Source organism: uncultured Cardiobacterium sp. (genome assembly GCF_938028825.1).
Classification (GTDB): Bacteria; Pseudomonadota; Gammaproteobacteria; order Cardiobacteriales; family Cardiobacteriaceae; genus Cardiobacterium.
The window spans coordinates 26,196-52,043 of sequence record NZ_CALIZP010000012.1; the positions used below are offsets into that span (position 1 = coordinate 26,196).

General features: G+C 63.7%; 22 protein-coding genes, 3 pseudogenes and 1 CRISPR repeat array. Of the genes and pseudogenes, 7 read left to right on the forward strand and 18 right to left on the reverse strand.

The annotated features are described in order from the left end of the window. Nucleotide 1: 1 nt before the first annotated feature. Together Q0562_RS01305 and Q0562_RS01310 are read left to right on the forward strand one after the other, a co-directional pair. Nucleotides 2-943: an iron chelate uptake ABC transporter family permease subunit gene (locus Q0562_RS01305; protein WP_298640093.1), complete on the forward strand. Its 942-nt coding sequence runs from the start codon at nucleotides 2-4 to the stop codon at nucleotides 941-943. After that, nucleotides 940-1,698, forward strand: a complete 759-nt coding sequence (locus Q0562_RS01310; protein ID WP_298640095.1) for an ATP-binding cassette domain-containing protein — start codon at nucleotides 940-942, stop codon at nucleotides 1,696-1,698. Before Q0562_RS01305 ends, Q0562_RS01310 begins: the two co-directional genes overlap by 4 nt. Nucleotides 1,699-1,827: 129 nt before the next feature. Here Q0562_RS01310 and rlmJ read toward each other — a convergent pair whose 3' ends face one another. From rlmJ to gpmA, 6 genes are all read right to left on the reverse strand, one after another. Beyond that, nucleotides 1,828-2,670: a 23S rRNA (adenine(2030)-N(6))-methyltransferase RlmJ gene (rlmJ, locus tag Q0562_RS01315; protein ID WP_298640098.1), complete on the reverse strand. Its 843-nt coding sequence runs from the start codon at nucleotides 2,668-2,670 to the stop codon at nucleotides 1,828-1,830. 63 nt (nucleotides 2,671-2,733) lie between these two features. Further along, on the reverse strand, nucleotides 2,734-3,813 hold the full coding sequence (gene recF / locus Q0562_RS01320; RefSeq protein WP_298640100.1) for a DNA replication/repair protein RecF: 1,080 nt from the start codon (nucleotides 3,811-3,813) through the stop codon (nucleotides 2,734-2,736). Then, complete coding sequence (locus Q0562_RS01325; RefSeq protein WP_298640103.1) at nucleotides 3,810-5,306, reverse strand: YifB family Mg chelatase-like AAA ATPase; 1,497 nt, start codon at nucleotides 5,304-5,306, stop codon at nucleotides 3,810-3,812. The genes recF and Q0562_RS01325 overlap by 4 nt, the downstream gene beginning before the upstream one ends. Nucleotides 5,307-5,315: 9 nt before the next feature. Beyond that, the gene (gene ybaK, locus Q0562_RS01330; protein WP_298640105.1) at nucleotides 5,316-5,795 is read right to left on the reverse strand and encodes a Cys-tRNA(Pro) deacylase; all 480 of its coding nucleotides are present in this window, start codon (nucleotides 5,793-5,795) and stop codon (nucleotides 5,316-5,318) included. Nucleotides 5,796-5,923: 128 nt separating this feature from the next. Then, nucleotides 5,924-7,906 carry a pilin gene (locus Q0562_RS01335; RefSeq protein ID WP_298640108.1) on the reverse strand — a complete coding sequence of 661 codons (1,983 nt, stop codon included), beginning with the start codon at nucleotides 7,904-7,906 and terminating at the stop codon, nucleotides 5,924-5,926. 73 nt (nucleotides 7,907-7,979) lie between these two features. Continuing rightward, a complete protein-coding gene (gene gpmA, locus Q0562_RS01340; protein ID WP_298640111.1) occupies nucleotides 7,980-8,666 on the reverse strand; it encodes a 2,3-diphosphoglycerate-dependent phosphoglycerate mutase in 687 nt (228 codons plus the stop codon). A 149-nt stretch (nucleotides 8,667-8,815) separates the two neighbouring features. Between gpmA and Q0562_RS01345 the strand changes: the two genes are divergently transcribed. Next, on the forward strand, nucleotides 8,816-9,676 hold the full coding sequence (locus Q0562_RS01345; RefSeq protein ID WP_298640114.1) for a YicC/YloC family endoribonuclease: 861 nt from the start codon (nucleotides 8,816-8,818) through the stop codon (nucleotides 9,674-9,676). 32 nt (nucleotides 9,677-9,708) lie between these two features. Further along, nucleotides 9,709-10,650, forward strand: a complete 942-nt coding sequence (locus Q0562_RS01350) for an L-lactate dehydrogenase (RefSeq protein ID WP_298640116.1) — start codon at nucleotides 9,709-9,711, stop codon at nucleotides 10,648-10,650. A 43-nt stretch (nucleotides 10,651-10,693) separates the two neighbouring features. Here the strand turns inward: Q0562_RS01350 and queA are convergent, their stop codons facing one another. After that, a complete protein-coding gene (queA, locus tag Q0562_RS01355) occupies nucleotides 10,694-11,743 on the reverse strand; it encodes a tRNA preQ1(34) S-adenosylmethionine ribosyltransferase-isomerase QueA (protein WP_298640118.1) in 1,050 nt (349 codons plus the stop codon). Nucleotides 11,744-11,800: 57 nt separating this feature from the next. Next, entirely contained in the window at nucleotides 11,801-13,444 is a 1,644-nt protein-coding gene (locus Q0562_RS01360; RefSeq protein ID WP_298640121.1) for an FAD-dependent oxidoreductase, read from the reverse strand. Between the two features lie 86 nt (nucleotides 13,445-13,530). Between Q0562_RS01360 and Q0562_RS01365 the strand changes: the two genes are divergently transcribed. Beyond that, nucleotides 13,531-14,430 (forward strand): HAD hydrolase-like protein, encoded by a 900-nt coding sequence (locus Q0562_RS01365; protein ID WP_298640124.1) that lies wholly within the window; start codon nucleotides 13,531-13,533, stop codon nucleotides 14,428-14,430. Nucleotides 14,431-14,591: 161 nt separating this feature from the next. Here the strand turns inward: Q0562_RS01365 and Q0562_RS01370 are convergent, their stop codons facing one another. From Q0562_RS01370 to Q0562_RS01425, 10 genes and pseudogenes are all read right to left on the reverse strand, one after another. After that, entirely contained in the window at nucleotides 14,592-15,224 is a 633-nt protein-coding gene (locus Q0562_RS01370; RefSeq protein ID WP_366144668.1) for a bifunctional 4-hydroxy-2-oxoglutarate aldolase/2-dehydro-3-deoxy-phosphogluconate aldolase, read from the reverse strand. 164 nt (nucleotides 15,225-15,388) lie between these two features. Further along, nucleotides 15,389-16,300, reverse strand: a complete 912-nt coding sequence (locus tag Q0562_RS01375) for a sugar kinase (protein ID WP_298640132.1) — start codon at nucleotides 16,298-16,300, stop codon at nucleotides 15,389-15,391. Between the two features lie 55 nt (nucleotides 16,301-16,355). Continuing rightward, entirely contained in the window at nucleotides 16,356-17,939 is a 1,584-nt protein-coding gene (locus tag Q0562_RS01380; RefSeq protein WP_298640135.1) for a mannitol dehydrogenase family protein, read from the reverse strand. A gap of 12 nt (nucleotides 17,940-17,951) precedes the next feature. Beyond that, nucleotides 17,952-19,024 (reverse strand): annotated as a pseudogene (gene uxuA, locus Q0562_RS01390) (mannonate dehydratase). A gap of 9 nt (nucleotides 19,025-19,033) precedes the next feature. Continuing rightward, complete coding sequence (locus Q0562_RS01395) at nucleotides 19,034-20,053, reverse strand: zinc-binding alcohol dehydrogenase family protein (protein ID WP_298640141.1); 1,020 nt, start codon at nucleotides 20,051-20,053, stop codon at nucleotides 19,034-19,036. 9 nt (nucleotides 20,054-20,062) lie between these two features. Beyond that, a pseudogene (locus Q0562_RS01400) lies at nucleotides 20,063-21,341 on the reverse strand (TRAP transporter large permease). Further along, complete coding sequence (locus tag Q0562_RS01405) at nucleotides 21,338-21,850, reverse strand: TRAP transporter small permease (protein WP_298640146.1); 513 nt, start codon at nucleotides 21,848-21,850, stop codon at nucleotides 21,338-21,340. The pseudogene Q0562_RS01400 and the gene Q0562_RS01405 overlap by 4 nt, the downstream one beginning before the upstream one ends. A 52-nt stretch (nucleotides 21,851-21,902) precedes the next feature. After that, nucleotides 21,903-22,883 (reverse strand): annotated as a pseudogene (locus Q0562_RS01415) (TRAP transporter substrate-binding protein). Nucleotides 22,884-23,093: 210 nt separating this feature from the next. After that, on the reverse strand, nucleotides 23,094-23,642 hold the full coding sequence (locus Q0562_RS01420) for an NAD(P)H-dependent oxidoreductase (RefSeq protein WP_298640152.1): 549 nt from the start codon (nucleotides 23,640-23,642) through the stop codon (nucleotides 23,094-23,096). Beyond that, nucleotides 23,639-24,511 (reverse strand): alpha/beta hydrolase, encoded by an 873-nt coding sequence (locus Q0562_RS01425; protein ID WP_298640155.1) that lies wholly within the window; start codon nucleotides 24,509-24,511, stop codon nucleotides 23,639-23,641. Before Q0562_RS01425 ends, Q0562_RS01420 begins: the two co-directional genes overlap by 4 nt. A 99-nt stretch (nucleotides 24,512-24,610) precedes the next feature. On the opposite strand from Q0562_RS01425, the gene Q0562_RS01430 reads away from it, so the two are divergent. Together Q0562_RS01430 and Q0562_RS01435 are read left to right on the forward strand one after the other, a co-directional pair. Next, the gene (locus Q0562_RS01430) at nucleotides 24,611-24,958 is read left to right on the forward strand and encodes a helix-turn-helix domain-containing protein (protein WP_298640157.1); all 348 of its coding nucleotides are present in this window, start codon (nucleotides 24,611-24,613) and stop codon (nucleotides 24,956-24,958) included. A 44-nt stretch (nucleotides 24,959-25,002) separates the two neighbouring features. Next, on the forward strand, nucleotides 25,003-25,221 hold the full coding sequence (locus tag Q0562_RS01435) for a hypothetical protein (protein WP_298640160.1): 219 nt from the start codon (nucleotides 25,003-25,005) through the stop codon (nucleotides 25,219-25,221). Nucleotides 25,222-25,409: 188 nt separating this feature from the next. Continuing rightward, a CRISPR array of direct repeats spans nucleotides 25,410-25,841; the repeat unit is 32 nt; unit sequence GTTTCAATTCACAGCCGCCCGAAGGCGGCTGC. Nucleotides 25,842-25,848: the final 7 nt, after the last annotated feature.

The following is a 25,848-nucleotide window of genomic DNA, read 5'->3' on the forward strand; positions in this document are numbered from 1 at the left end:
CATGAACAAACGTCTTGCCATCCTTGCCGCCCTCCTTGCCGCATCCGTCCTGCTCTTCCTGTTCTGCCCGCTTGGCGACTGGCGCTTCAACCTGCCGCAGCGCGCGCAGACACTGCCGGTGATGCTGCTGGTCGGCACCGCCATCGGCCTCGCCACTATCGTCTTCCAGACCCTCACCACCAACCGCCTGCTCACGCCGTCCATCATCGGCCTCGACGCCCTCTACCTGCTGCTGCAAATGGCCGTCATCTTCCTGCTCGGCGCGACGGCCTACCTGAAAACGCCGCCGCTGTGGAAATACTACACCGACACCGCCCTCTTGATGCTCGCCGCCGCCCTGCTCTTCGGCCTCTTCCTGCCGCTGCTCGCGCGCGACATTTACCGCCTGCTGCTGGTCGGCATCATCTTCGGCGTCCTTTGCAGCAAACTCACCGAACTGATGGGGCGGATGCTCGACCCCACCGACTACACCTACTACCAGGGCGTCGCCTACGCGCAGTTCAACCGCGTCAAACCCGCCTCATTGCTCCTGCCCGCAAGCGGCTTCATCCTCGCAGCCGCCGGCTACCTCTGGCACAAACGCTACGCGCTCGACATCATCGCCCTCGGCCGCGAACACGCCATCAACCTCGGCGTGCCCTACCACCGCGACCTCTTCTGCCTGATGCTCGCCGTCTCGCTCCTCACCGCGACCGCGACCGCCCTGGCCGGTCCCGTCGTCTTCTTCGGCCTGCTCGTCAGCGCCCTCACCTACCGCCTGATCCCCAGCCCGCACCACGCCGTCACCCTGCCCGCCGCCGCGCTGCTTGCCGCCATCATCCTCGTCCTCGGCCAGACCGTCTTCGAGCGCGTCTTCAACCTCGGCGGCACCTTGAGCGTCGTCATCGAAGGCCTCGGCGGCCTCGTCTTCCTCTACCTGCTCCTCGCCGGAAAACGCCCATGATTACCATCGAACACGCCCGCCACGACATCGGCCACAAAACCATCCTGCACGACATCAACCTCACCTTCGCCGCCCGCCCCGGCATCACCGCGCTCATCGGCCCGAACGGTGCGGGCAAAAGCACCCTGCTCTCGCTGATGGCGCGGCTCATCCCGCTGCAACACGGACGCATCCGCTACGGCGACATCGACATCAGCCGCGCCGACAGCCGCCTCGTCGCAAAAACCATCGCCATCATGCAGCAGCAAACCCGCTTCATGAGCCGCCTCACCATCGACGACCTCCTCACCTTCGCGCGCTACCCCTACCACCACGGCCGCCCCAAAGACGAAGACCGCCGCATCATCGACGAAACCCTCGCCTACTTCTCCCTCAGCGCGCTGCGCCACACCTTCATCGACGAACTCTCCGGCGGCCAGCGCCAGCGGGCGCTGGTGGCGATGGTCTTCGCGCAAAACACCGCCTACATCCTGCTCGACGAACCGCTGAACAACCTCGACATGCACCACGCGCGCAACCTGATGACCACCCTGCGCCACGCCGCCGACGACCTCGGCAAAACCATCATCATCGTCCTGCACGACATCAACTACGCCGCGCGCTACGCCGACACCATCATCGCCATGCAGGATGGCCGCATCACCCACAGCGGCAGCCCGGACGAGGTGCTGCAAGCGGTAAACATCGCCACGCTCTACGACCTCGATGTGGAAATGATCGAACACGAAGGCCGGCGGGTGTGCCTGTACTTCTGATCCCGTACACGGCAAAGACCGCCCGCCGGACGGGGCGACCTCAACCTGCCGCCATCATCCCCTCCCCCGCCTGCACAGGTCTGCCCGTCTTGCCGCGAGAAAAATCTCTTGAAAAACAGCGGATAATCCCTAGCGAATATCCGCTGCAAGGACAAAACTGCCGCCATCGTCTGTCGCGCAGAGGCGTTGCAGGGCGGGCAGGGTGATGGCGAGTTCGTCTGGCAGGGTGTAGGGCGGGTTGATGAGGTAGAGGCCGCTGCCGTGCATGCCGCAGGCGTCGCGCCCGGCGCGGACGTGCAGTTCGGCGCGCAGGTAATCGTGCGGGAAGCGTGCGTGCAGGGCGGCGGGGAAGCGGCGGCTTTCCGCGCGCGCCAGGCAGGGGTACCAGACGAGGTAGCAGCCGCCCGCGAAGCGTTCGTAGGCGGCGGTGAGGGTGTCGAGGACGGTTTGGTAGTCGCTTTTCTGTTCGTAGGGCGGGTCGATGAGGATGACGGCGCGGCGGCTTGCAGGCGGCAGCAGGGCGATGAGGCCGCCGAAGCCGTCGCTCCGGCTGATGTGCAGGCGGCGGCCAAGGCGAAGCGGGCGCAGGTTGTCCTGCAAGGCCCGGTAATCGGCGGGGTGCAGTTCGTGAAGGTGCAGTTTGCCGGGCGGCGGCAGGGTTTTGGCGGCAATCAGGGCGGAGCCGGGGTAGCTGCCCGCATCAGGCAGCAGGGCGCGCAGTTCGTCCCGCCAGGCGGCAAGCGCGGCAGGCAGGCCGGTGGCGGCGAGGAGACGGGTAAAGCCGCTGTCGTATTCGCGGTTTTTCTGCGCGTATGCGCCGCCGAGGTCGTATTGTCCCGCGCCGGCGTGGGTGTCGATGTAGTCGTAGGGTTTGTTTTTGCTGTTGTAGTAGGCGAGCACGCGGCCGAGCAGGTAGTGTTTCAGGAGGTCGGCGTGGTTGCCGGCGTGGTAGGCGTGGCGGTAGCTGAGCATGGCGGGTTCCGTGGATGTGTCCGCGCCATTGTCGCGCCTGTGCCGCGTCGTGGCAAAAGCGCGTTATGGCGTTTTTTCGCTGATGCGGCCTGCGTCGAGGTGCAGGTGCTGGTGATCGGCGAGGGCATCTGGCAGCGGCAGGTCGCCGCCGATGTGGGTGATGTAGAGTTGCGCGCCGCTGTCGGCGAGGAAGTTCAGCAGCATGTGCTGGCGGTGGCGGTCGAGTTCGGCGGCGATGTCGTCGATGAGGATGACGGGGTGGCTGCCGTTGTCGGCGGTGATGAGGCGGGTTTGCGCGAGGAGGAGGGCGCAGATGAGGGTTTTTTGCTGGCCGCGCGAGTAGTGGTGCGCGATGTCGCGCCCGTCTGCGTGGAAACGGATGTCGGCGCGGTGGATGCCGTCGCGGGTGTGTTTGAGCTGGCTGTCGCGTTCGTTGTTGGCGGTGAGTTGTGCGGCGAGGTCGTCGCCCGTCCAGCCGCGCTGGTAGTGGATGTGGATGGGGTCAAGGCCGCCGAGTTCGGCGTGGTAGGTATTGAGCGCCTGTTCGAGAGCGGCGAGGTAGGCACGGCGGTAGGTGTCAATGCGGCTGCCGGTTTCGCCGAGAATGTGGTTCCAGGGCGCGAGATCGGCGGCGCGCCAGTTTTGCCGCAGCGCGGCGTTGCGGTTTTTCAGGGCGTAGTTGTAACGCTGCCAGTCGGGGAGAAAGGCGGGGTTGTGGTAGTAGAGGCCGTAGTCGAGGTAGCGGCGGCGGTGTTCCGGGCCCTGGTCGATGAGGGCGAAGTTGTCGCTGTTGAGTATTTGGTTTGGGGTGAGGGCGGCAAGACCGCTCAGGGTTTTGAGGTTTTCGCCGTCAAGGCGCAGGCGGTGTTCGCGCGCGCTTTTTTCGATGCCGAGCAGGTGTTCGCGCCCGTCGCGCTCGATGCGGGCGATGAGGCGCAGGTGTGGTTTGCCGTGGTTGATGAGGTGGCGGGTCTGGTTTTCGCGGAAGCTTTTGCCGCGCCCCAGGAGGTAGAGGGCTTCGAGCAGGGCGGTTTTGCCGCTGCCGTTGTCGCCGCTGATGAGGGTGCAGCGCGGGTGCAGGTCGAGGGTGGCGGCGGCGAGGTTGCGGATGCCGTCCAGGCGCAGTTGGCGGATGCGGCTCATACGCTGCCGCCCCGGTATTGCAGGGCTTCGGCGAGGTGTTGGCGGCTCACGGTTGGGCTGGCGGCGAGGTCGGCGATGCTGCGCGCGACTTTGAGGATGCGCTGGTAGCTGCGCATGGAGAGGTGCATGCGTTCGGCGGCGCGGTCAAGGAGCGGCAATACGTCCGCTTCGGCGTGCAGGTGGCGTTCCAGCAGGCCGCCGTTAAGGGCGGCGTTGGGTCGTCCCTGGCGTTCGAGCTGGATGCGGCGCGCAGCGGTGCTTTGGGCGCGCAGGTCGGCGCTGGTTTCGGGATGGGCTTGTTGTTGTTCGCGCAGTTGTGCCGGGGTGAGGCGGGCAACGGTGAGGTGGATGTCGATACGGTCGAGCAGCGGGCCGGAGATTTTCTGGCGGTAGCGCGCGATTTGGTCGGGGGTGTCGTTGCAGGCGCGTTCGGGGTCGCCGTGGTAGCCGCAGGGGCAGGGGTTCATGGCGGCGATGAGCTGGAAGCGGGCGGGGAAGTCGCTTTTCATCGCGGCGCGGCTGATGGTGATGTGGCCGTTTTCCAGCGGTTCGCGCAGCATTTCGAGGACGCGGCGGTCGTATTCGGGCAGTTCGTCCAGGAAAAGGACGCCGTGGTGGGCGAGGCTGATTTCGCCGGGGCGGGGGATGGTGCCGCCACCGACGAGGGCGCTGGATGAGCTGCTGTGGTGCGGGGCACGGTAGGGGCGGATGCGCCAGTCGGCGGGGCTGAAGCTGCCCGCCAGCGAGCGCACGGCGGCGCTTTCGATGGCTTCGCGTTCGTCCATCGGCGGCAGGATGCCGGGGAAGCGTTGCGCCAGCATGGATTTGCCGGTGCCGGGCGGGCCGCTCATCAGGACGTGGTGGCCGCCGCTGGCAGCGACGAGCAGGGCGCGTTTGGCCTGATGCTGGCCGATGACGTCGGCGTAGTCGGGGTAGCTGCGCGGCGGGCGGATGGGCGGTGGTGGCGGCGGCGGCCAGTCCCGGCGGCGGTGCAGGACGGCGGCGATTTCGGCGAGGCTTTCCGCACTGTGGACGTTATCGGCGGCGACGAGCGCGGCTTCGTGGTGGTTGTCCGGCGCGGTGATGATGCGGCGGTGCGCATCCGTGGCGGCGAGCGCGCAGGGGAGAATGCCACCGACGGGGCGCAGTGCGCCGCTGAGGGCGAGTTCGCCGTGAAATTCGTATTGGGCGATGTCGTCGGCGGGCAGTTGGTCGGAAGCGATGAGGATGCCGAGGGCGATGGCGAGGTCGTATCTGGCGCCGTCTTTCGGCAGTTCCGCCGGGGCGAGGTTGATGGTGATGTGTTTGGAGGGGAATTCGAAGCCGCTGTTGACGATGGCGGCGCGGACGCGGTCTTTGCTTTCTTTGACGGCTTTTTCCGGCAGGCCGACCAGGGTCATGGCTGGCAGGCCGCCCGCAAGGTGGACTTCGACGCGCACCAGCGGCGCGTGCATGCTGAGGGGGGCGCGGGTGTAAACGGTGGCGAGGGTCATGGACGGCGGTCAGACGGCGACGTTGACGGTCTGCGGGTTGAGAATGGCGAGGTCTTGCGGGGTGATGATGACCTGAAAGCCGCGTTTGCCGCCGTTGATGCAGAGGGTGTCGAGCGCGTAGATGCTTGCTTCGACATACACCGGCAGCGCGGTTTTGCAGCCAAACGGCGAGGTGCCGCCAAAGAGGTAGCCCGTCCATTTGTGCGCCCGGTTGGCGTCTGCCGGTTCGATGTGCTTTTTGCCGAGCTGGCGGGCGAGGTTGCGCGTCGAGATTTCGCAGTCGCCGTGCATCAGCACGATGAGACCGTGGTGGTCTTCGTCGGCGAGGACGATGGTCTTGATGACCTGATGTTCGGGGATGCCGAGTTCGGCGGCGGTCTGCGCGGTGCCGCCGTGTTCTTCGTAGGTGAAGATGTGCGGCTCATAGGCGATGTGGTGCTCGCGCAGCTGGCGGATGGCAGGGGTGACGGGATATTTGTCTTTGTGCATGGCGGGGGTCCGGTCGCGGGTTCGGCGGAAATTTTACAGGGATTCGGCGGTTGCGGTTTGCCCGCCCCGTCCCGGCACCGCCCCTACGGGGGCGGTTTTCCGTGCCGGATTACTGCGCGCCATCCGTGTTATGGGCGGCACATTTGCGGCAGGTAGCGCGGGCTGATGTCCGTCTTGCACTGCCAGCGTTTGCCCGCGCGGTCGTAGTGCAGGGTGATGGTTTCGCCGTCAACGCTCTGGTTTTTGCTTTGCACGGTGATGCGGATGTCGCCGTTTTCGACGCGGACGTGCTCGCCGGGGAGGTATTCGGCGTAGGTTTGCGCCGCTTTTTTCTGCCCTTTTTTGCCCGCTTTCGCCGGGGCTTCGGCGGCAAGCGCTTCTTGCAGCGCACGGGTTTCGTAGAGGGCGCGGGCGACTTCGGCGCGCACGGTGTAGTCCTGATACGCCGGCAGGGCGATGGCGGAAAGGATGCCGAGGGTGGCGATGGCCGTCGTGCTGTTGCCGAGGCTGGCCAGATCGTCGAGGCCGTTTTGCAGGTCGAGCGAGAGGGTGGGATTCGTGCCGCCGCCGTCAAGGCGCAGGGCAATGGTGCCTTGTTGCGGCAGGTTGGCACCCGCAGCGTCGGGCAGTTGGGCGAGGTCGAGCGGGGTGCCGGCGAGGTCGGCATACATTTGCAGGCGGCGCAGGCCTTCGTAGTAGCTGTCACGGCTGAGGTTGCGCTGGTTCTGGATGTAGGCGTAGCTCACGCCGTCGAGGTCGAGGTGTTCTTTTTGCAGCCAGTCGCCGAGGGTGGCATCGCTGCCGCCTGTTTTGGCGCGCGCCATGAGCGGCTGCGGCAGGGTGGCGATGAGGAGGTTGTCGCCTTCGTCGCGCAGGTAGTAGTGTTCGCCGATGTTCAGCAGCAGTTTGAGGAAGGCATCTTTGCCGGGGTCGGGGGTGTTGCCGGCGCTGAGAAGGCTGAGGGTGTTGGCGAGGGTGAGGTGTTCGATGTCGCCGTTTTTGCTGCGGTTTTTCAGGATGTTTTTCTGTTGGAGTTTGTCGAGGAGGGCGTCCAGCGCGGGTTTGGCACTTTTGGGCAGGACGAGGAAGCGGCCGTTGTCGTCGCTGAGGTAGTGCAGGGTGCCGAGGGCTGCGAGGTCGTCGGCGCTCACGCCGAGGGCTTGTTGCAGGTTTTGTTTGAGCGCGCCGTTGCTGCCGAGGAGGGCGTCGAGCCGGGCGTCGTCCGGCGGGGTGATGGCGGCGAGGGCGGCAACATCGCCGTGGTAATGCAGGGTGGCGAGGTTGTGCGCGGTAGCGGCGGGCAGGTTGAGCGGGGCGTTGTCCGGCAGGCCGAGGCTGAGTTGCAGGCGCGGGCGGCCTGCGGCAGCGGCCCAGGCGAGCGATGCTTGCTGGGCGCGGTCGAGGCCGAGTTTGTGCAGGATTTCCTGTTGTTCTGCGGTGGCCATGCGGATGAGCGGGTTTTGCGGGTTGGCCCAGAGGTAGAGGCCGTTGTGCCCGGGGTCGAGGCGGTTTTCCTGGGCGGCGAAGGGCGCTTTGCCGTCGTTTTTGCCGATGAGGGCGAGTTGGGCGTCGGGTTTGTTGTCGCTGTTGATGGCGAGCAACAGGCGTTTTTGTTGGTCATCAAAGCGGTAGGCGATGGTGGGGGCGCGTTTGTCGGTGTTGTTCCGGATGCGGTCTGCGCTTACCTGCCACGGTGCGGGGAAGATTTGTTGCAGGGTTTTTTGGAGTTCTGCCGCGCTGTCGTGGTTGCTGTGGCTGGCGATGAGGACGGTCATGCTGTCGTTATTGGTGATGAGGGCGGCTTCGAGCGGCGAGGTGAGGTGGGCGAGCAGCGGGCGCAGGACATTGGCCGCTTCGGGCGGCAGCAGGGTGAGCAGTTGTTGTTGCAGGGCGCTGCGGATGGTGCCGCTTTCTTTTTTGTAGGCGTCGCTCTGGTACACGCCGCTCGCGGGCAGGGTGTTTTCTTCGAGGAACCAGATGCCGGGGACGCGGGCGTAGGCGGCGGTTTCGGCGGGCAGGGCGGTGTACAGCCAGCTTTGCTGCGGGGTTTCGCCGTGGGCAAGGGTGGCAAGGCTGAGGCCGAGGGCGGCGGCGAGGGTGCGTTTGTGCATGGGGGTTCCTTATTTGCGGGCGTTTGACAGCAAAACGGGCGACCTTGCCGGCCGCCCGTTCGGGTTGGAGGGGTTAGAAGAGTTCCGGCGCGCTGACGATGTTGAGCTTGTCGTCAAGGTCGAAGATGAGCGGGGTGCCGGTCGGCAGGTTGAGTTCGAGGATTTTTTCGTCGCTGATGTTCAGCAGGTATTTGATGAGCGCGCGCAGGCTGTTGCCGTGCGCGGCGATGAGGACGTTTTTGCCCCGGCGCAGTTCGGGGGCGATGTTGCTGTCCCAATAGGGCAGGACGCGGGCGATGGTGTCTTTCAGGCTTTCGCCGACGGGAATTTCGTCAGCGGGCACTTCCCGGTAGCGGCGGTCGTTTGCCGGGTAGTGCTCGCTGTTTTTGTCAATGGCGGGCGGCGGCACGTCGAAGCTGCGCCGCCAGATGTGCACTTGTTCGTCGCCATATTTGGCGGCGGTTTCGGCTTTGTTCAGCCCTTGCAGGCCGCCGTAGTGGCGTTCGTTCAGGCGCCAGCTTTTGTATTCGGGTATCCAGAGCTGGTCGCAGTGTTCGAGCAGGAGGTGCAGGGTCTTGATGGCGCGTTTTTGGTAGGAGGTGAAGGCAACGTCAAACTGGATACCTTTTTCTTTCAGCAGCTTGCCGCCGGCGATGGCTTCTTCGACGCCTTGCGCGGTGAGATCGACATCCACCCAGCCGGTGAAGCGGTTGGACAGGTTCCATTCACTTTGGCCGTGGCGGGAGAGGACGAGTTTCATGGGATGACTCCTTTGTGGGTTGGGGGATTCGCGTTAGAGGCAACGTTTCCTCAGGAATTGTAGTCGCATCGCGGAATACGGGCAATCCGGCGGCATGGTGGCGGTAAAAGGGGTATGATGCTGTGCAGTTTTTTATCAGGCTGGTATTTATGCGGCAAAGTATGACCGCCTTCGCCCGGGCGGTAGAGGAAAACGGGCGCTGGCGCGTCAGCGTCGAGCTGAAATCGGTCAACCACCGCTTCCTCGAAGTGCAGATGAAGATGATGGATGCGCTGCGCCACCTGGAAGGCGGTATCCGCGAGCGCTTACAGGCGGCGGTGCAGCGCGGCAAGGTCGAGGTGTGGATTTTCGTGGAAACGCTCTCCGATGCACGCGCGCAGCGGCTCGATGGCGTGGCGCTCTCGCAATGGTTGCAGGCGCTCGCCGCCGCCGATGGCAGCAATGTCCTCGGCAAACCGTCCTGGGGCGACGTGCTGGCCCTGCCCGGCGTGCTGGTGCGCGAACGCGACAGTGAGGACGCGCTGGACAACATGATTCTGCGCCTCTTTGCGCAGGCGCTGGACGATTTCCTCGCCATGCGCGCGCGCGAAGGTGAAGCAATCACCCAGGTGCTGGCGCAGCGGCTGGACGACATCGACGGGCAACTGGCGCATATCCACGCCCATCTGCCGCGCGTGCAGGAAAAGACGGCGGCACAGCTGCGCGAGCGCCTCGCCGCCCTGCGCGCGGAAACCGATCCCGCCGTTGCCGGGCAGACGCTCGCGGTCCTCCTTTCGAAAATGGACGTGCTGGAAGAACTCGACCGCCTGCGTTTCCACGTGGAAGAGGCGCGCAAGACCCTGCAGCAGGACGGCGCCATCGGGCGGCGTCTGGACTTTTTGATGCAGGAATTTAACCGCGAAGCGAACACGCTTGGCTCGAAAGCCGGTGACAACGTGCTGAGCCAGGCCGCCGTGGACCTGAAAGTGCTGATCGAGCAGATGCGCGAACAGGTGCAGAATCTGGTTTAACTTCAATCCCCAACCCAAGAGGAGACAACACCATGGCAAAAGTTGGAATCATCGGCGCCGGATTCGTCGGCGCCACCGCCGCCTACGCGATGATGCTGAACGGCACGTGCAGCGAAATCGTCCTCATCGACGCGAACGAAGCGCGTGCCAAAGCCGAAGCGGCGGACATCGCCCACGGCGCCCCGCTGGCGCGCGGCGTGCGCGCCTATGCGGGCAACTACGCCGACCTCGCCGGCGCGGCGCTGGTCGTCATCGCCGCCGGTTCGAGCCAGAAACCGGGCGAATCGCGCCTCAACCTGCTTTCGCGCAACGCCGCCATTTTCGCCAGCATCGTGCCGCAAGTCGTCGCCGTCGCGCCCGATGCCGTGGTGCTCATCGTGTCCAACCCGGTGGACATCATGACCGGCATCACCCGCGCCCTGCACCCCACCCCGGAACTCGTCATGGGCTCCGGCACCATCCTCGACAGCGCCCGCTTCCGCCAGCTCATCGGCGAGCGCGCCGGGGTGAACGCGCGCTACGTCCACTCCTACACCCTCGGCGAACACGGCGACTCCTCCGTGATGTGCTGGAGCAGCGCGCTCATTGCCGGCATGCCCGTCGCCACCTTCATGAGCGAGCGGCAAATCCCGTGGGGCAAAAAAGAAATGGACGACATCGCCACCAGCGTGCGCGGTGCGGCGCTCGCCATCATCGCCGGCAAGCACGCCACCTACTACGGCATCGGCATCGCGGTGAACAGCCTGGCGGATGCCATCATCAACGACCGCCACGCCATCTTCACCGTCTCCGGCAGCAGCGCCTTCGACGATGTCTGCCTGTCGCTGCCGCGCCTCGTCGGGCGTCGCGGCATTCTCGACACGCTGATGCCGCCGCTGAACAAAGAGGAAAGCCTCGCCCTGTCGCAGAGCGCGCAAATCCTCTACGACGCGCAGGAAGGCGTACTTAAAGACGGCAAGCTCGTCTGCCTGTAACCCGCCATCACCGGAACGGGCACCCGCTTGGGTGCCCGTTTTTTTATGGCGTCGCCGCCAGCCGCTGCGGCAGGAACATCGCATCGCCGTAGCTGTAAAAGCGGTAGCCGTGGGTGATGGCGTGCCGGTAGGCGCGGCGGATGTTGTCGTAACCGGCGAAGGCGCTGACCAGCATCAGCAGGGTGGATTCGGGCAGGTGGAAGTTGGTGAAGAGGGCATCGACGACGCGGAAGCGGTAGCCGGGGGTGATGAACAGGCGGGTGTCGCCGCTGTATGGCGCAAGATTGCCGCCCGCTGCCGCGCTTTCCAGGGCACGCAGGGCGGTGGTGCCGACGGCGACGACGCGGCCGCCGCGCGCGCGGCAGGCGGCAACCGCCGCCACCGCGTCCGCGCCGACGGTGAGCCATTCGGCGTGCATGATGTGTGCGGCGAGGTCTTCGTGGCGCACCGGCTGGAAGGTGCCCGCGCCGACGTGCAGGGTGATTTCGGCGGTACGTACCCCGCGTGCAGCGATGGCGGCGAGCAGGGCGTCATCGAAGTGCAGCCCGGCGGTGGGGGCGGCGACGGCACCGCTGTGCTTGGCGAACACGGTCTGGTAGCGCTCGCTGTCGCTTTCCTGCGCGCGCCGTTCGAGGTAGGGCGGGATGGGCATTTCGCCGTATGCGGTGAGGATTTCCTGCCACGGCGCGCCGTCGCTGTGCAGGGTGAAGAGGGCGTCATCGCGCCCGCCGACGCGGAGGGTGGCGTCGCCGACATGCAGGGTGCCGCCTTCATGCGGGCTTTTCGAGGCGCGGATGTAGGCGGCGGCTTCGTGCGGGCTTTTCAGGCGCTCGATGAGGATTTCGACCTTGCCGCCGCTGGCCTTGTGGCCGAAAAGGCGGGCGGGGAGGACGCGGGTATTGTTGAAAACGAGCAGGTCGGCGGGGGTGAGGCAGTCGGGCAGGTCGCGCACCCGGCGGTCGGCGAGGTCGAGATGCGCGGCGTCTGTGGCGCGGGCGACGAGCATCCGCGCCGCGCTGCGTTCGGGCAGCGGGTAGCGGGCGATTTGGCTGTCGGGCAGGTCGTAGTGGAAATCGGATTTGCGGTAGGGCATGGCGGTGGGACGTAAGAAAAGGCGGTATTGTTGGGCCGGGCGGGGGTTTTGGCAACGTTACACTTCGCGGCGTGCCGCTGCCAGCACCTGCTGCGCGGCGGTGATGCCCCAGTACGCCGCTTCTTCAAAGACGGAGTAGCCGCTCATGTCGCTGTGCGCGAAGTGCAGGCGTGAGCGGTGCGCGCGCAGGGCGCGCAGTTGCGGGTCGTCGAGGTAGCCGGGGGTGGGGATGCGCATGGCGTGGGCGCGGATGGTGAGGTCCACGCTGTCCACCAGGCGCCGGAAGTGGCGGCCATAGACGGCGCGCAGGTCGGCGGCGGCGTAATCGAGCAGCTCGCCATCGGGCGCATGCAGCAGCCATTGCCGCACCGCCGGCGGGCTGTCGTGGGCGAGGGCGCGGTAGGTGGTGAAGAGGACGCGCGGCGGTTTGGCGACGCGGATGCTCTGGTTGCTGCCCGCGATGTAGCCCAGCGCCGGACTGCCGTAAAGGATGTTGTCCCAGGCGAGCGGGTGGTCGTCGGGCTCGCGCGGGAATTGGTGCAGGGAGAAGTTGCCGATGAGCCACGGCGCGTAGTCGCCGCTGCCGTCGAAGCCGTAGCGGGCGGGGTCGGCGATGAGGCGGGCAGCGATGTGGAGCGGCATGGCGCTGATGACGTGGCGGGCGCGGAGGTGGTGGACGCTGCCGCTGTCGTTGTCGCGCAGGCGGACGGCGACATGGTCGGGGTGTTCCGCTATGTGGATGGCGGCGGCGTGCCAGGCGGCGGGGCGGGTGAAGTGCAGGACGGGCGCGGGCGGCAGGGCGGCGAGGCGGTGCAGGCCGCTTTTCTCGCGCAGCAGGCGGGAGAGGTGGGCGAGGCCGTCCGGCCAGGTAAGGACGGCGTTGCCGTCGTGGCCGCGCGCGGCGAAGTAGTGCAGGCCGGCGTAGGCGGAGACGGTGGCGATGCCCCGGCCGTAGTCGTCGCGGCAGCAGTAGTCGAGGTACCAGAGCAGGGTCGGCGAACGGTAGCCCTCGCGCGCGAGCCACTCGGCGAAGGTGAGGCGGTCGAGCGCGCGCCAGTCGCGGTCTTCGCTGGAACGGACGAGGGGGATGGCGAAGGTTTTGCGCCCGTCGCGGCCGCGCGCGTGTTGCAGGCGGCGGATGAGGGCGTGGAAGCGGCGGCTGTCGCCGTCTTCCTGCGGCAGCAGTTCGTCCTGCCAGCGGTTCTGGTAGTAAAGACGCTCGACCGGGGCATAGACGAGGTCGGTCTCGCGGTAGAGCGGACGGGCGGGGTCGCTGGCGTCTTCGAGGATGCCGAGGTCGGCGAGCATGGCGCGCAGTTCGCGGCTTTCCTGCGAAGGCAGGGCGAGGTAGTGCGCGCCGCTGGGCGCGCGCAGGTCGCCGTTCTGATAGGCGGCGTTGTTGCCGTCGCGCTCGATGCCTTCGGCGAGGAGGATGTCGCCTTCACCCGCGCGGGTCAGTTGCCACAGCGCCGACAGTGCCGCCGCGCCGCTGCCGAGGATGAGGATGTGGCAGTCGTGCGTGCCCTGCGGGGCGGCGTTGGCGAGCGCGCCGTCGCGCAGCAGGTGGCCGAGCGGCAGGCCGACGCGGTTCACGCGCAGCGCGGGCGGCGGGTTGAGGCGGGTATGGAGGTGGCGGGCGGTGGCGGCAGCGGCACCGATGGCGGCGGTGGCGGCGAGGAAGCGGCGGCGGGCGGGTTTCATGGGCAGTGGAGGGAGGGAAAAACGGCGCGCATTGTACGGCGTTGGCGGCGGCTATAATCGCCGCCCCCATCCACGGAGCCCACACCATGCCCGCCCCCCATGCTTACCGCCAACTCGAAGCCATCCGCTACCGCCTGCCGGTGTACCGCCCGCACGGACGCGTGCCGCAGGCCGCCGCCAACATCCTCGCCATCGCCGACGGTTTCGACGTGTACTGGTTCGACGCCTTCGGCGTGCTCAACGTCGGCCCGGTCGCCATTGACGGCGCGGTGGCCGCCGTCGCCGCCCTGCGCGCGCAAGGCAAGCGCGTGTTCGTCCTCTCCAACGCCGCCAGCGTCGGCAAGGTGCATATGGTCGAGCGCTTCGCCGGGCTGGGCTACGACTTCACCGCCGAAGAAATCGTCACCAGCCGCGACGCGGTGCTGGCGATGCTTGCCGACTACCCGCGCGGGATGACCTGGGGGCTCATCGGCCTCGCCGAGCGGCAGCAAGACCTCGACGCCCTCGGCATCCGCACTGTGCACCAGAACACCGCCGGTTTCCACGCGCGCGCCGACGGCTACCTCTTCCTCGCCACCGCCGACTGGGACGCCGCCCGCCAGCAGGCGCTCATCGCCGCGCTGGACGCCCGCCCGCGCCCCGTCATCCTCGGCAATCCCGACCTCATCGCGCCGATGCCCGATCACATCAGCTACGAGCCGGGCAGCTACATCCTCACCCTGCCGGATGCGCTCTTTGCCAACGTGCGCGTCTGCGGCAAGCCCTTCCCCGCCATCTACGACATCGCCGTCAGCCGCCTCGACCGCTACGACCCGGCGCGGGCGCTGATGTGCGGCGACACCCTGCACACCGACATCCTCGGCGGCAATGCCTATGGCGTGCAGACCGCGCTTTTCACCGCGCACGGCTTCTATCGCGGTCTCGATTACGCGCATTACATCGCGGACAGCGGCATCGTCCCCGATTACCTCCTGCCGCAGTTGTAGCGCCCTGCGGCAGGCATTGCCGCCCGTCCACGGCAAAAGCCGCCCGCAGGCGGCTTTTTTGTCGCGTACGGCACGCCGCCGCTCTTCGCGTCATCAGCGCGCTGGCGGTGTGCTGCGGCGCGGCGCGGGTGAAGCGGTATCGGCGGTGTGCTGCGGCGGGTTCAGCAGGCTTGCACCAGCGCCACTGCTTCTTTACCGAGGCGGCGGATGGCCGCCCAGTTGCGCGCGGCGAGCAGGCTTTTTTCCACCATCCACGAGCCGCCGCAGGCGATGACGTTTTTGATGGCGAGGTAGTCGCGGATGTTTTGCGCGTTGATGCCGCCGGTCGGCATGACGCGCAGCATGGCGTAGGGCGCGAGCAGGGCTTTGAGCATGGGGATGCCGCCGCTCGCTTCCGCCGGGAAGTATTTGACGGTGTCGATGCCGTGTTCGAGCGCCGCTTCGATGGCGGTCGGGTTGTTGATGCCGGGGGTGATGGGGATGCCCATGTCCCGGCAGGCCTTGACGGTGTTGGGGTTGAAGCCGGGGCTGACGATGAAATCCGCGCCCGCCTGTTGCGCGGCTTTGGCCTGGGCGGCGTTGAGGACGGTGCCGGCGGCGATGAGGATGTCCGGATCGGCAGCGCGCAGGCGGCGGATGGCTTCGGCGGCGGCGGGGGAGCGGAAGGTGATTTCGGCAACGGGGATGCCGCTTTCCCGCAGGGCGGCACCCAGCGGTACGGCGTCGGCAGCGTCATCCAGGGCGATGACGGGGACGATTTTGACGGCGCGCAGTTTTTCGGTGAGGGTGGTGATGTTCATGTGGGTTCCTTGGGTTTGTGGGTCTGTTTGGGTTGTGCTCACGGTAAGGGGTTGTCCTTTTCCGCGTCTATGCTGATGTTTTTTCGGGCAGCACGGTTTTTGTCGCGATTGCGATGATTAACCCCCACCCTACCCCCTCCCCCATAGGGAGAGGGGCTTTATAAGCGGCTGTGTTCTGCCGCGATGATGGCGCCTTTGTGCTGGATGACGCGGGCGGCGAGGCGGTTGCCATTTTTGCAGCTGGCGACGGGGTCGGCGCCTTGCAGGCGCGCGGCGAGGTAGCCGGCGTTGAAGGCGTCGCCGGCGGCAGTGGTGTCCACCACGTCATCGACGCGTTCGGCGGGAACGCTGATGCGGCTGTCGCCGCTGGCGCAAGTCGCCCCCGCCGCGCCGTTTTTGAGGACGATTTCGCGCACACCCGCCTGTTGCAGGCGGACGATGGCGGCTTCGGGGGCGGCGTCATGCCACAGGGCCTGTTCGTCGTCCCAGGTCATCAGCGCCAGTTGCACATGCGGCAGCAGGCGGGCGTAAGCGGCGCGGGTTTCGGCGGGGTTTTGCCACAGGGCGGGGCGGTAGTTGCCGTCGAAGGCGATGGGGACGCCGCTGTGGATGAGGGTGTCAATGAGCTGTTCGCGGTCGGCAGGCGGCAGGATGGCGAGGCTGATGCCGCTCAGGTAGAGGTGGTCGTAGGCGGCGAGTGCGGCGGCGGTCTGCGGCCAGGCGGGGTGTTGCAGGAGGTGGCGCGCGGCGCTGTTGCTGCGCCAGTAGAGGAAGGTGCGTTCGCCGCTGTCATCGAGCTGGATGAGGTAGAGGCCGGGCGGGTGCGCGGGGTCGGTGTGGACGTGGCGGGTGTCGATGCCGTCCGCTTCCCAGCGCGCGCGCATGCCGCGACTGAGCGGGTCGTCGCCGAGGGCGGTGATGTAATCGACGCGCAGGGCGTCGCGGCGGGTGTTGCGGGCGAGGTAGGTGGCGGTGTTCAGGGTGTCGCCGCCGTAGGTTTGTTGCATGGTGCCGAAGGGGGTACCGTTCAGTTCGATCATGCATTCGCCGATGATTGCGATGGTTTTCATGGGGGATGGTTATCTCGCTTGGTGGCGGGACGGGCCGGAACCCGCCCCGCGAAGGTCATGCCGGCAGGTGTTTTTGCAGGGTGGCGCGCACCGCGCCGTTGCCCGCCAGCATGTCGCGCAGGTAGTCCTCCACTTTTGCGCCGAGGCCGGCGTCGTAGAGGTTGACGCCGAAGATGTCCGCGTTTTCCAGCAAGGCACGGACGTTGCCGAGGTTGTTGCTGCCGACGCGCACGCCTTTGAGTGTGGCCTGCGCTTCGGCGAGGCGCGGGTCGGGGCTGCAGGTGAAGGGTTTGCCGTTGTCATCCACGCCGAGCAGGTAGCGGCACCAGCCGGCCAGCACCAGCGGGATGGCGGTGAGGTGGGCGGCGTTTGCGCCGTGTGCCTTGATGGTGTGGCCGAAGCGGATGGCGAGTTTTTGCGAGGTGTCGGTGGCGATGCGCTGCGGGGTGTCGGGGATGTAGGGGTTGGGCAGGCGGATGTTGACGACTTCGTCGATGAATTGTTGCGGGTTCAGGATACCGGGATCGACCACAACGGGCAGGCCTTCGCGGTAGCCGACGGCGCGGGCGAGGCGGACGAGGTCGGCATCCTGCATTTCGGCGTGGATAGCGGTGTAGCCGAGCAGGCAGCCGTAGATGGCGAGCGCGGTGTGGATGGGGTTCAGGCAGGTGGTGACTTTCATGGTCTCCACCTTGTTGACGGTGTCGCGGTCGGTGAAGAGGACGCCTGCCTTTTCCAGCGGCGGGCGGCCGTTCGGGAAGTCGTCTTCGATGACGAGGTATTCGAGTTCTTCGGCGTTGACGTAGGGCGCGGTGTAGCTGTGTTTGGCGGTTTCGACGGGCGCGATGTTTTCGAGGCCGTCGGTGGCGAGCAGCTGGGCGATGCCGCTGTCGGGGCGCGGGGTGATTTTGTCGATCATCGTCCACGGGTAGCTGACCTGTCCGCTTGCCAGCCACGCGACGAAGTCGGGCGGGACGTGCCCGGTCTCTTGCCAGCCGTGCGCAAATTCGAGCACGGTGGCGCGCAGTGTTTCGCCGTTTCTCGACATGTTGTCCATGCTGACCAGGGCCAACGGTGCGCCGCCCTGCTGCCAGCGGGTGTAGAGCAGGGTGACGAGGTTGCCGATGTAGCTTTGCGGGCGGGCGGTGCCGTTGGCAAGGTCGTGCGCGACTGCCGGATGGTAGTGGCCGTTTTGGTCTTTGATGGCATAGCCTTTTTCGGTGATGGTGAGGCTGACCATTTGCAGGCCGGGGTTGGCGGCGATGTCGCGCAGGCGGTCGAGGTCGTCCCGCATGGTCAACGATTCGATGACGCTGGCGAGGACAATTTTGTCGAGGCTGCGGTCGCCTTTGAGACGGACGTAGATGCTGAGGTTGTCGTGCGGGCGGTAGGTTTTTTCGATGATTTCTTCGTCGTAGCCTTCGGCGACGATGATGCCGGTCTCGGCGTCGCGCCGGTCGAGCAGTTGTTGTTGCAGGTGGGCCAGGAAGGCGCGGAAGATGTTGCCCGCGCCGAGGTGCAGCCAGCGCGGCGCAGTGAGGGTGGCGGCGCGCACGCACGGGATGTCGTAGAGCGGCAGTTGGTAGCCGCGTTCTTGCCAGTGGGCTTTATTGAGCAGGCCGTTGTAGGTGAGTTTCATGGCGTTGTCCCGTCAGGCTTTTTGTTTTTCGCAGGCATCCCACACGCCCTGCACATACATGACGCCGAGGGCGCGGTCATAGAGGCCGTAGCCGGGGCGGCACTGTTCACCCCAGATGTGGCGGCCGTGGTCGGGGCGCCAGTAGCCAGTGAAGCCGACGGCGTGATAGGTGCGCACGATTTTGGCGATGTCGAGCGAGCCGTCGCTACTCAGGTGCGAAGTTTCGATGAAATCGCCGTTGGCGAAGCGCTTGATGTTGCGGATGTGGGCGAAGGGATACGGTCGTAGAAATCACGAATCATCTGCGGGATGTCGTTGGCGGGATTCGAGCCGAGCGCGCCACTGCACAGGGTCAGGCCATTGCTGGGGCTGTCCACCATTTCCACGATGGCTTTGAGGTCGGCATAATCCTTGACGATGCGCGGCAGGCCGAAGATGGAAAACGGCGGGTCGTCCGGGTGGATGCCCATCTTGATGCCCGCCGCTTCGGCGGTCGGGATGATCGCTTCGAGGAAGTATTTGAGGTTTTTGCGCAAATCGTCTTCGCTTACGTCTTTATAAGCGTCAAAGAGCTTGTCGAGATGCGCGAGCCGCTCCGGTTCCCAGCCGGGCAGGGTCAACCCTTGCGAGCCTGCGGCGACGCTTTTCACCAGCTGTTTCGGATCAAGGTCTTTCATCGCGCCGTGGTCGTAGAAGAGCGCGGTTGAGCCGTCGCCATTTGCGCTTGGGTGGAAGAGGTCGGTGCGCATCCAGTCGAAAACAGGCATGAAGTTGTAGCAGACAACCTTGACCCCGTGTTTGCCGAGATTTTTCAGGCTTTCTTTGTAGTTTTCGATGTACTGCTCACGCTCCGGCAGGCCGAGCTTGATGGCCTCATGCACGTTGACGCTTTCGACGACGTCAATGTTGAGGCCGTATTGCGCCGCCTGTTCCTTGACTTCGATGATGCGGTCTTCCGGCCAGGCGTCGCCGGCGGGCAGGTCGTGCAGCGCCCAAACGACGCCGGTCATGCTGGGGATTTGCCGGATGGCTGCGAGGGATACGGTGTCGTTGCCTGCGCCGTACCAGCGGAAAGTGGTTTTCATATCAGCTCCTTACCATTCAAGAAGAATTTTGCAGACTTTGCTCTTGTCCGTGCGCAGTTGCTCAAAGGCACGGGCAATATCGGTGAATTTGAAGGTGTGGGTGTGCATCAGCGCCGGTTTGATTTTGCCGGCTTCAAAGAGGGCGATGACTTCGGGGAAGCGGTGATTATTGACGCGGGTGCCGAAGACGTTGATGCCTTTTTTGGTGAACGCCGCCTGCGGGATCTCCGATGGCGTGTTGCCGGTGCCGAGGACGACGAAGCGACCGGATGGTGCGAGCAGGTCAAGCGCGTCGAGGATGCTCTGCGGCGAGCAGACGGCATCGGCGAGGACGTGCGCGCCGTCGCCGTTGGTGAAATCCATGACGGCGGTTTTCAGGTCTTCTTCCTTGACGTTGACGGTGCGATCCGCGCCCATTTCGCGCGCCAACGCCAAACGTTCCGGGAAGACATCGGTAATCAGCACTGCTGCCCCTTTGGCGCGCGCCACCTGCATGATGGCAAGCCCTGCCGGGCCGGCGCCGAAGACCACCACCTTGTCGCCGGCAGCGGTGGAAGCGCGGGCGTTCACTTCCGCGCCGACAGAATACGGCTCGACCAGGCAGGCTTCCGCTTCGCTCAGTTTGCTCTTGTCGAGCTTGTACACCATCTGCCGCGAAGCCTTGAAATACTCGGCGAAGCCGCCGTCGCGGTGCACACCGGTGACTTCCAGATCCTTGCAGACATTATGGTGACCGGTGCGGCAGGCATAGCAATGGCCGCAACTGTTGACGATATCGACCGAAACCAGATCGCCCGGCGCAAGATCATCAACACCGCTGCCGACCGCTTCAACGATGCCGGCAAATTCATGGCCGATAATGCGTGGATAAGTGGCGAAGGAATTGCTGCCGCTAAAAATCCCGATATCCGAACCGCAAATACCACCATAACGGACTTTGATTAACACATCATCCGCCGCCGTGATTTCCGGTTTGGGCATATCGACAACTTCCACGGCAAGCGGCGCTTGCACTAACACAGCTTTCATCACATACCTCTAATTTTTCAGTAAAGAAGGCAACCAAGTGGACAATGCCGGAATATAAGACACCAGCATCAGCACAATCAGATTGGTCACAATATAAGGAATCAAGGCCTTGACCACCCGCATCAGCGGTTCGCGGGCAATATTGGCGCAGACGAAAAGGCAAACCCCAACTGGCGGCGTTGACAGGCCGATCATTAAGTTGAGCACGGCAAATACAGCAAAATGAATCGGGTCAATACCAACACCTTGCGCTACGGTCAAGAGCGGGATAAAGAGAATAATCAGCGCGGCAATTGTCTCCATAAACATGCCGACCACAAGCAATACCAGGTTCAGCAACAAAATAACCAAGTACTTGTTGGTCGTCAGCGACAATACCGCATTGGCAATCATCTGCGGAATATGCTCGGAAACAAGAATCCAGCCGAAGACATTAGCCGTACCGACCAAGAGCAGAATGGCCGCCGAAGACACAGCACTATCAATCAGCAATGCCGGAACCTTTTTCAGCGGTAATTCGCGGTAGATCAAATGGCCGACCGCAATCGCATAAACAGCAGCAACGATGGAGGTTTCCGTTGGTGTGGCGAAACCGCTGACCATGCCGCCGACAATCAAGGCCGTCATCGCGAGAGCCCAGAAAGCACCCAAAAATGTTTGCCACAAGTGTATCCAGCCCTGCCAGGGATGGCGCGGATAATTATTACGTACAGAAAGAATGTAGGTAATGATCAACATCCCCACGCCGAGCAATAAGCCGGGAATAATGCCGGCAATAAACATCTTGCCAACGGAAATACCCGACAGCGCGCCGACGATAATCATCGGCACCGAAGGCGGAATAATCGGGCCAATCGTTGAGGAGGCGGAAGTTACTGCGGCGGAAAAATCTGCCGGATAACCGGCGCGTTTCATTCCCGGAATCATCATGCCGCCGATGGAAGCGGCATCAGCCAGCGCCGTGCCGGAAATACCGCCGAAAAGCATAGAAGAGGCGACATTGGTCATCCCCAAACCGCCGCGCATCCAGCCGACGCCTGCTTGGGCGAAACTGATAATGCGCGGCGTAATCCCGCCTGCATTCATCAAATTCCCGGCAAGTACAAAACCCGGGATACAAAGCAGGACATAAATATCCATACCGGCAAACATCTTTTGCGGAATCACTACCAGCGGAATCCCGGCATGCAAAATATTAAGCCAGCGATGCCACGCCAAGCGTGATGGCAACCGGTACACCAATCAGCAGCCCAATCAGGAAAACTGCCGCTAATAAAAACAGGCTCATGGCAACTCCTCTTCTTCTCTCAATTCAGGATGCCCATCCAATTTGCCACACAGCATGCCGACAATGCGGATGCCGGAAGTCAATGCGAGAGTAACCAGCAAAATAAAAATGCTGGCATGAATATAGGCCATTTTGATAGAGGGCATGGAAGGCGAAGTCTGCATCATGCCAATCTTAGTAAAACGCCAGGCGGGTTCAATCAGTATAACGGCAAAAACAAAAACTGTAATAGCAGCCAATAAACGCATAGCCCACGGTAGTCGCCCAGGTAAATGTTCAGATAATAAATCTACATTGACCATTGCTCCCGTCCACAGCGATAACGCCGCCCCAAAGCCACCAATATAAAGCAGAGCATAGCGGGTAACTTCTTCCGTCCACACCGGCGAACCGCCGCTATTGAAAGCTCGCATGATGACTTGAATCAATACCGCTGTCATCAGCACGACGAAGGCAAGACCTGTCAACCAGCGCAAAATACTGCCCACAAGTTGGATCAATCTGGACATGGTTTGTTTCCTCTCGGGGGAAAGCACGGAGTCATTCCCCGGGCAATTACTATCAGGGATGATCAGCAAAAATCTTTTCGACAATAGGACGAATATCTTTGCCCGCATTTTCCAGAACGGCGGTTTTAGCTTTTTCCGCAAAAGCTTTCTGATCCACCGGCACAAAGGTCATGCCTTTTTCTTCCAGTGTCTTTTGCAACTGCGCTTCATCAGCAAGAAATACCTAGCGTTCATATTGCTGTGCGGTTTTCGCGGCTTCCAGCAAGGCTTTCTGGTCGGCCTCAGGCAATTTGTTCCAGGTAATTTCGGAAATGGCGAGATAAATCCAGGAGCGGACGTGCTCGGTTTGGTTGACGTATTTCTGCACTTCATACAGCGTGGCGGAATCAATCAGCGACAGCGGGTTTTCCTGAGCATCAATCGTGCCATTTTGCAACGAAGTGAACACCTCGCTGAAGGCCATCGGCGTCGGCGAAGCGCCGAGCGCCTTCCAGGTTTGCACGAAGAGTGGCACGTTCGGCACCCTCAGCTTGATCGCCTTCAAATCATCCGGTGTCTTGATCTCGCGGTTGGCGGTGAGATTGCGCGGGCCACGGGCGAAATAAGTGAGCGGGCGTACCTGCGCCTTGGCGATGATGTCGGCCTCAATATCCTTGCCGATCGGGCCGGAAGCGACCTGATCCATGTATTCCAGCGACTGATAGGCATAAGGAATGGCGAGCAGGGCGGCTTTGGGCGACCAGTTTTGCAGGCTCTCGCCGGTAATCGTCATATCAACCGTGCCGAGCTGCATACCGTTAATCAAGTCAATTTCCTTGCCGAGCGAGTCGTTCGGAAATACTTGCACCTCGATGCGGCCATCGGTCAATTTGGCAACTTCTTCGGCAAATTTCAGCGAGCCCTTGTGCCAGGAATGCTGCTCATTGGCGATGTGGCCGAGTTTCAGCGTCACTTCTGCCTTGCCCCAAGCCAGTGGTGATACACAGGCGAGCAGGCAGGAGGCTGCCAGCGCTGTAAACGTGCGTTTCTTCATCTTCATCATTCACCTCACTCTTAAACGGATTATGGACATGCAATGACTTGCACGGATTGATAAACCAAAAAAGCCTGCTGTTTTGCCGCCAGGGCGAAAACACCGGACGAATTGTGTCTATCTCAGGCGCTATATTGCCACTATCCGACAGCAGGCGCAATAAATGGTTGACCAATATCTACGCAGCGTTTGACCGGCGTCTGTGGCTGTTCAGGGATAGTAGCGCGCCAGATGGGCGAGGTAATCCTGCGCGCTCTGTGCCACGGCGGCGCGGGCGCTGTCGTCGTAGGCGGCATTGCTGTCAATGCCGTGCCAGTAAAAGGGCGACTGCCAGGCGGCGCGGCAGTAGCGCAGGGTGAGTTCAAAGGGGCGCAGGGCTTCGGCGACGGTGCAGCCGACAGCACCGTCAGCGCGGTAATCGGCGGCAGGCGTGCCGAGCGAGACGGCAATCCCCGCTTTTTTGCCGGCGAGGGCGGTGGCGCGCGAGCCGTAAGCCCAGCCGTGGGTGAGCACATCGTCCAGCCATTGTTTCAGGAGCGGCGGGCAGTTGAACCAGTACACGGGGAATTGCAGGACGAAGGCAGCGTGCGCGTCCACCAGTGCCTGTTCGGCGGCAACGTCAATGCGCCCGCCGGGATAACGGCGGTAGAGCGCGTGCACGGTGTAGCGTCCGGGATGCTGCGCCAGCGCGTCCGCCCAGGCACGGTTCACGGTGGATTGGGCGAGGTCGGGATGGGCGAGGATGACAAGGGTCCTCATGCGCTGTGTGCCCCGATAAAACGGGAAAACGGGGCGGTCAGGGCTTCATCGGCATTGACGGCATAGATTTCCGACATATGCGTGTGTTCCATCAGGCGGTAGGCAGGGAGGGCGCAGGCTTCTGCAAGGCGCAGTGCCTGTTGCTGAAAATCAGCCGGATCGTGCGCGGCGTAGGCGATACAGAGCGGCACACCGCAGGTGGTCAGTCCGGGCAGGGCGGAGCGGGCGGGGTACTGCGCCGGATCATCACCGAAATAGGCGCGTACTGCCGCCGTGTTGGCCGACTTTACGTCGTAAGCCCCTGTACACAAATCATAAATCCCGGATAGCAGCACGGCGGCGCGCACACCGTCATCCGCCCGGCGCAGCGCCGGATGGGCGAGATACTGTGCGATATGCACCGCACCTGCCGAATGCCCCATCAGGATGACGGGCGCGGGATGGTGCGCCTGCAACCATGCCAGCGCCGCCGCCACATCGTGCTGTGCGTCCGGCCACGGATGGGCGGGGGCGAGGCGGTAAGTCATGTTGGCGGCATGACAGCCGTGACGCAGTGCCCACAGTGCGACATTGTCGTAAAACGGGCTGTCGCCGCTGCGCTTGTCACCACGCACAAAACCGCCGCCATGCACAAACAGCAGTAGCGGGCGCGGGCGGTCATCACCAGCAGGCAGGAACAGGTCAAGGCGGTGGCGCGGGTCGTCGCCATAAGCAAGGTCGCGTTGCACGGTCACGCCCACATACGGCTCGCGCATCTGCAACGGCGCATAGAGTGCGGCGGTGGCGGCAGGCTCGATACCATCGCCCAGCGTACGCAGGGCAGCGGCAAGCGGGGCAGGGATATAGGTGTAAACATCAGTCGGCAGCATGGGAATCCTTTGGTACAAATGCGGGGTGCAGCATACAATCCCGCGCATACGGCGAACAGTACGCACACCCGCGTAAGCCACTTACCCCAAGGAAAGCCCATGTTGCACACCCCCTGCCAGAAAGAAGCGCAATCACTCGCCGATACCGGCTTCGGCTACACCCTGTCGCTCATCGGCGGCAAATACAAAATGGTGATTCTCTACTGGCTGGGCAACGAATCGCCGACCCGCTTCAATGCCCTGCAACGGCGCATTGGCGGCATTTCCTACAAGACGCTGGCTGCCACCCTGAAAGAGCTGGAACGCGACGGTCTCATCTCGCGTACCGAATACCCGCAAATCCCGCCCAAAGTCGAATATGCGCTGACTGCGCGTGGCCGCTCGCTGCTGCCGGTGCTCAATGCCATGTGCGCCTGGGGGCGGGCGCACCGCGAAGCGGTTCGGTGAAGGAGGCGTCTCTCGGCGGGCGTTTTTAGAACCTACACCACCAGATGCGCCATGATGCGGCAACAGCCGCGCAGCTATGCCGCATCATGATTTGTCTAGCGGTACAGGTTCTCAATGTGGCACTCCGTGACGACCCCAAGGTCCATCACCTCAATCCACACAGCGATGAAACCCAGCAAATTCGCCGCTTGGCGCCGTTTTTAACGGACAAGCGCAGTAAAAAAAGCGTTGCGCCGGCTGATGCGCGCGCAACGGCGGGTTGAGACGGTTATCGGACAACCGGCGGTGCGTTTCAAAATAACGGCGACAAAAACAAGGAATTCGTGGCATTTGAGCCACCGCGTGATAGCAAGGATTTGGCACATTCGGTACGCGTGGTTTTGTGCTCGCTGCCAGACTATCCGCCGCTGCAATCCGGGATGCTTTTTCCATAAGTTGGGAGCGGCGTAGAGTTTCACTTCACAGTTGGCCGGAGGCGGCTGGCATCCAGCAACCCCTTCGGGCGGTTGTCCAGATCGTTTCAATTCACAGCCGCCCGAAGGCGGCTGCGGCAATTTCACGACATCGGCATTCAGGTGTTCCGGGTTTCAATTCACAGCCGCCCGAAGGCGGCTGCGCAATATCCGCATCGCCGCCGAGAGCGCCGGCAAGTTTCAATTCACAGCCGCCCGAAGGCGGCTGCTAAAGGCAATCTGTGCCCCCGATAAAATCTGCGAGTTTCAATTCACAGCCGCCCGAAGGCGGCTGCATATTCCGATAGAGGCAATTCCTCCTCTGTGTAAGTTTCAATTCACAGCCGCCCGAAGGCGGCTGCGCCGGTGCTGTCAGGAATACGGACACATCCACCGCATGTTTCAATTCACAGCCGCCCGAAGGCGGCTGCCCGTATC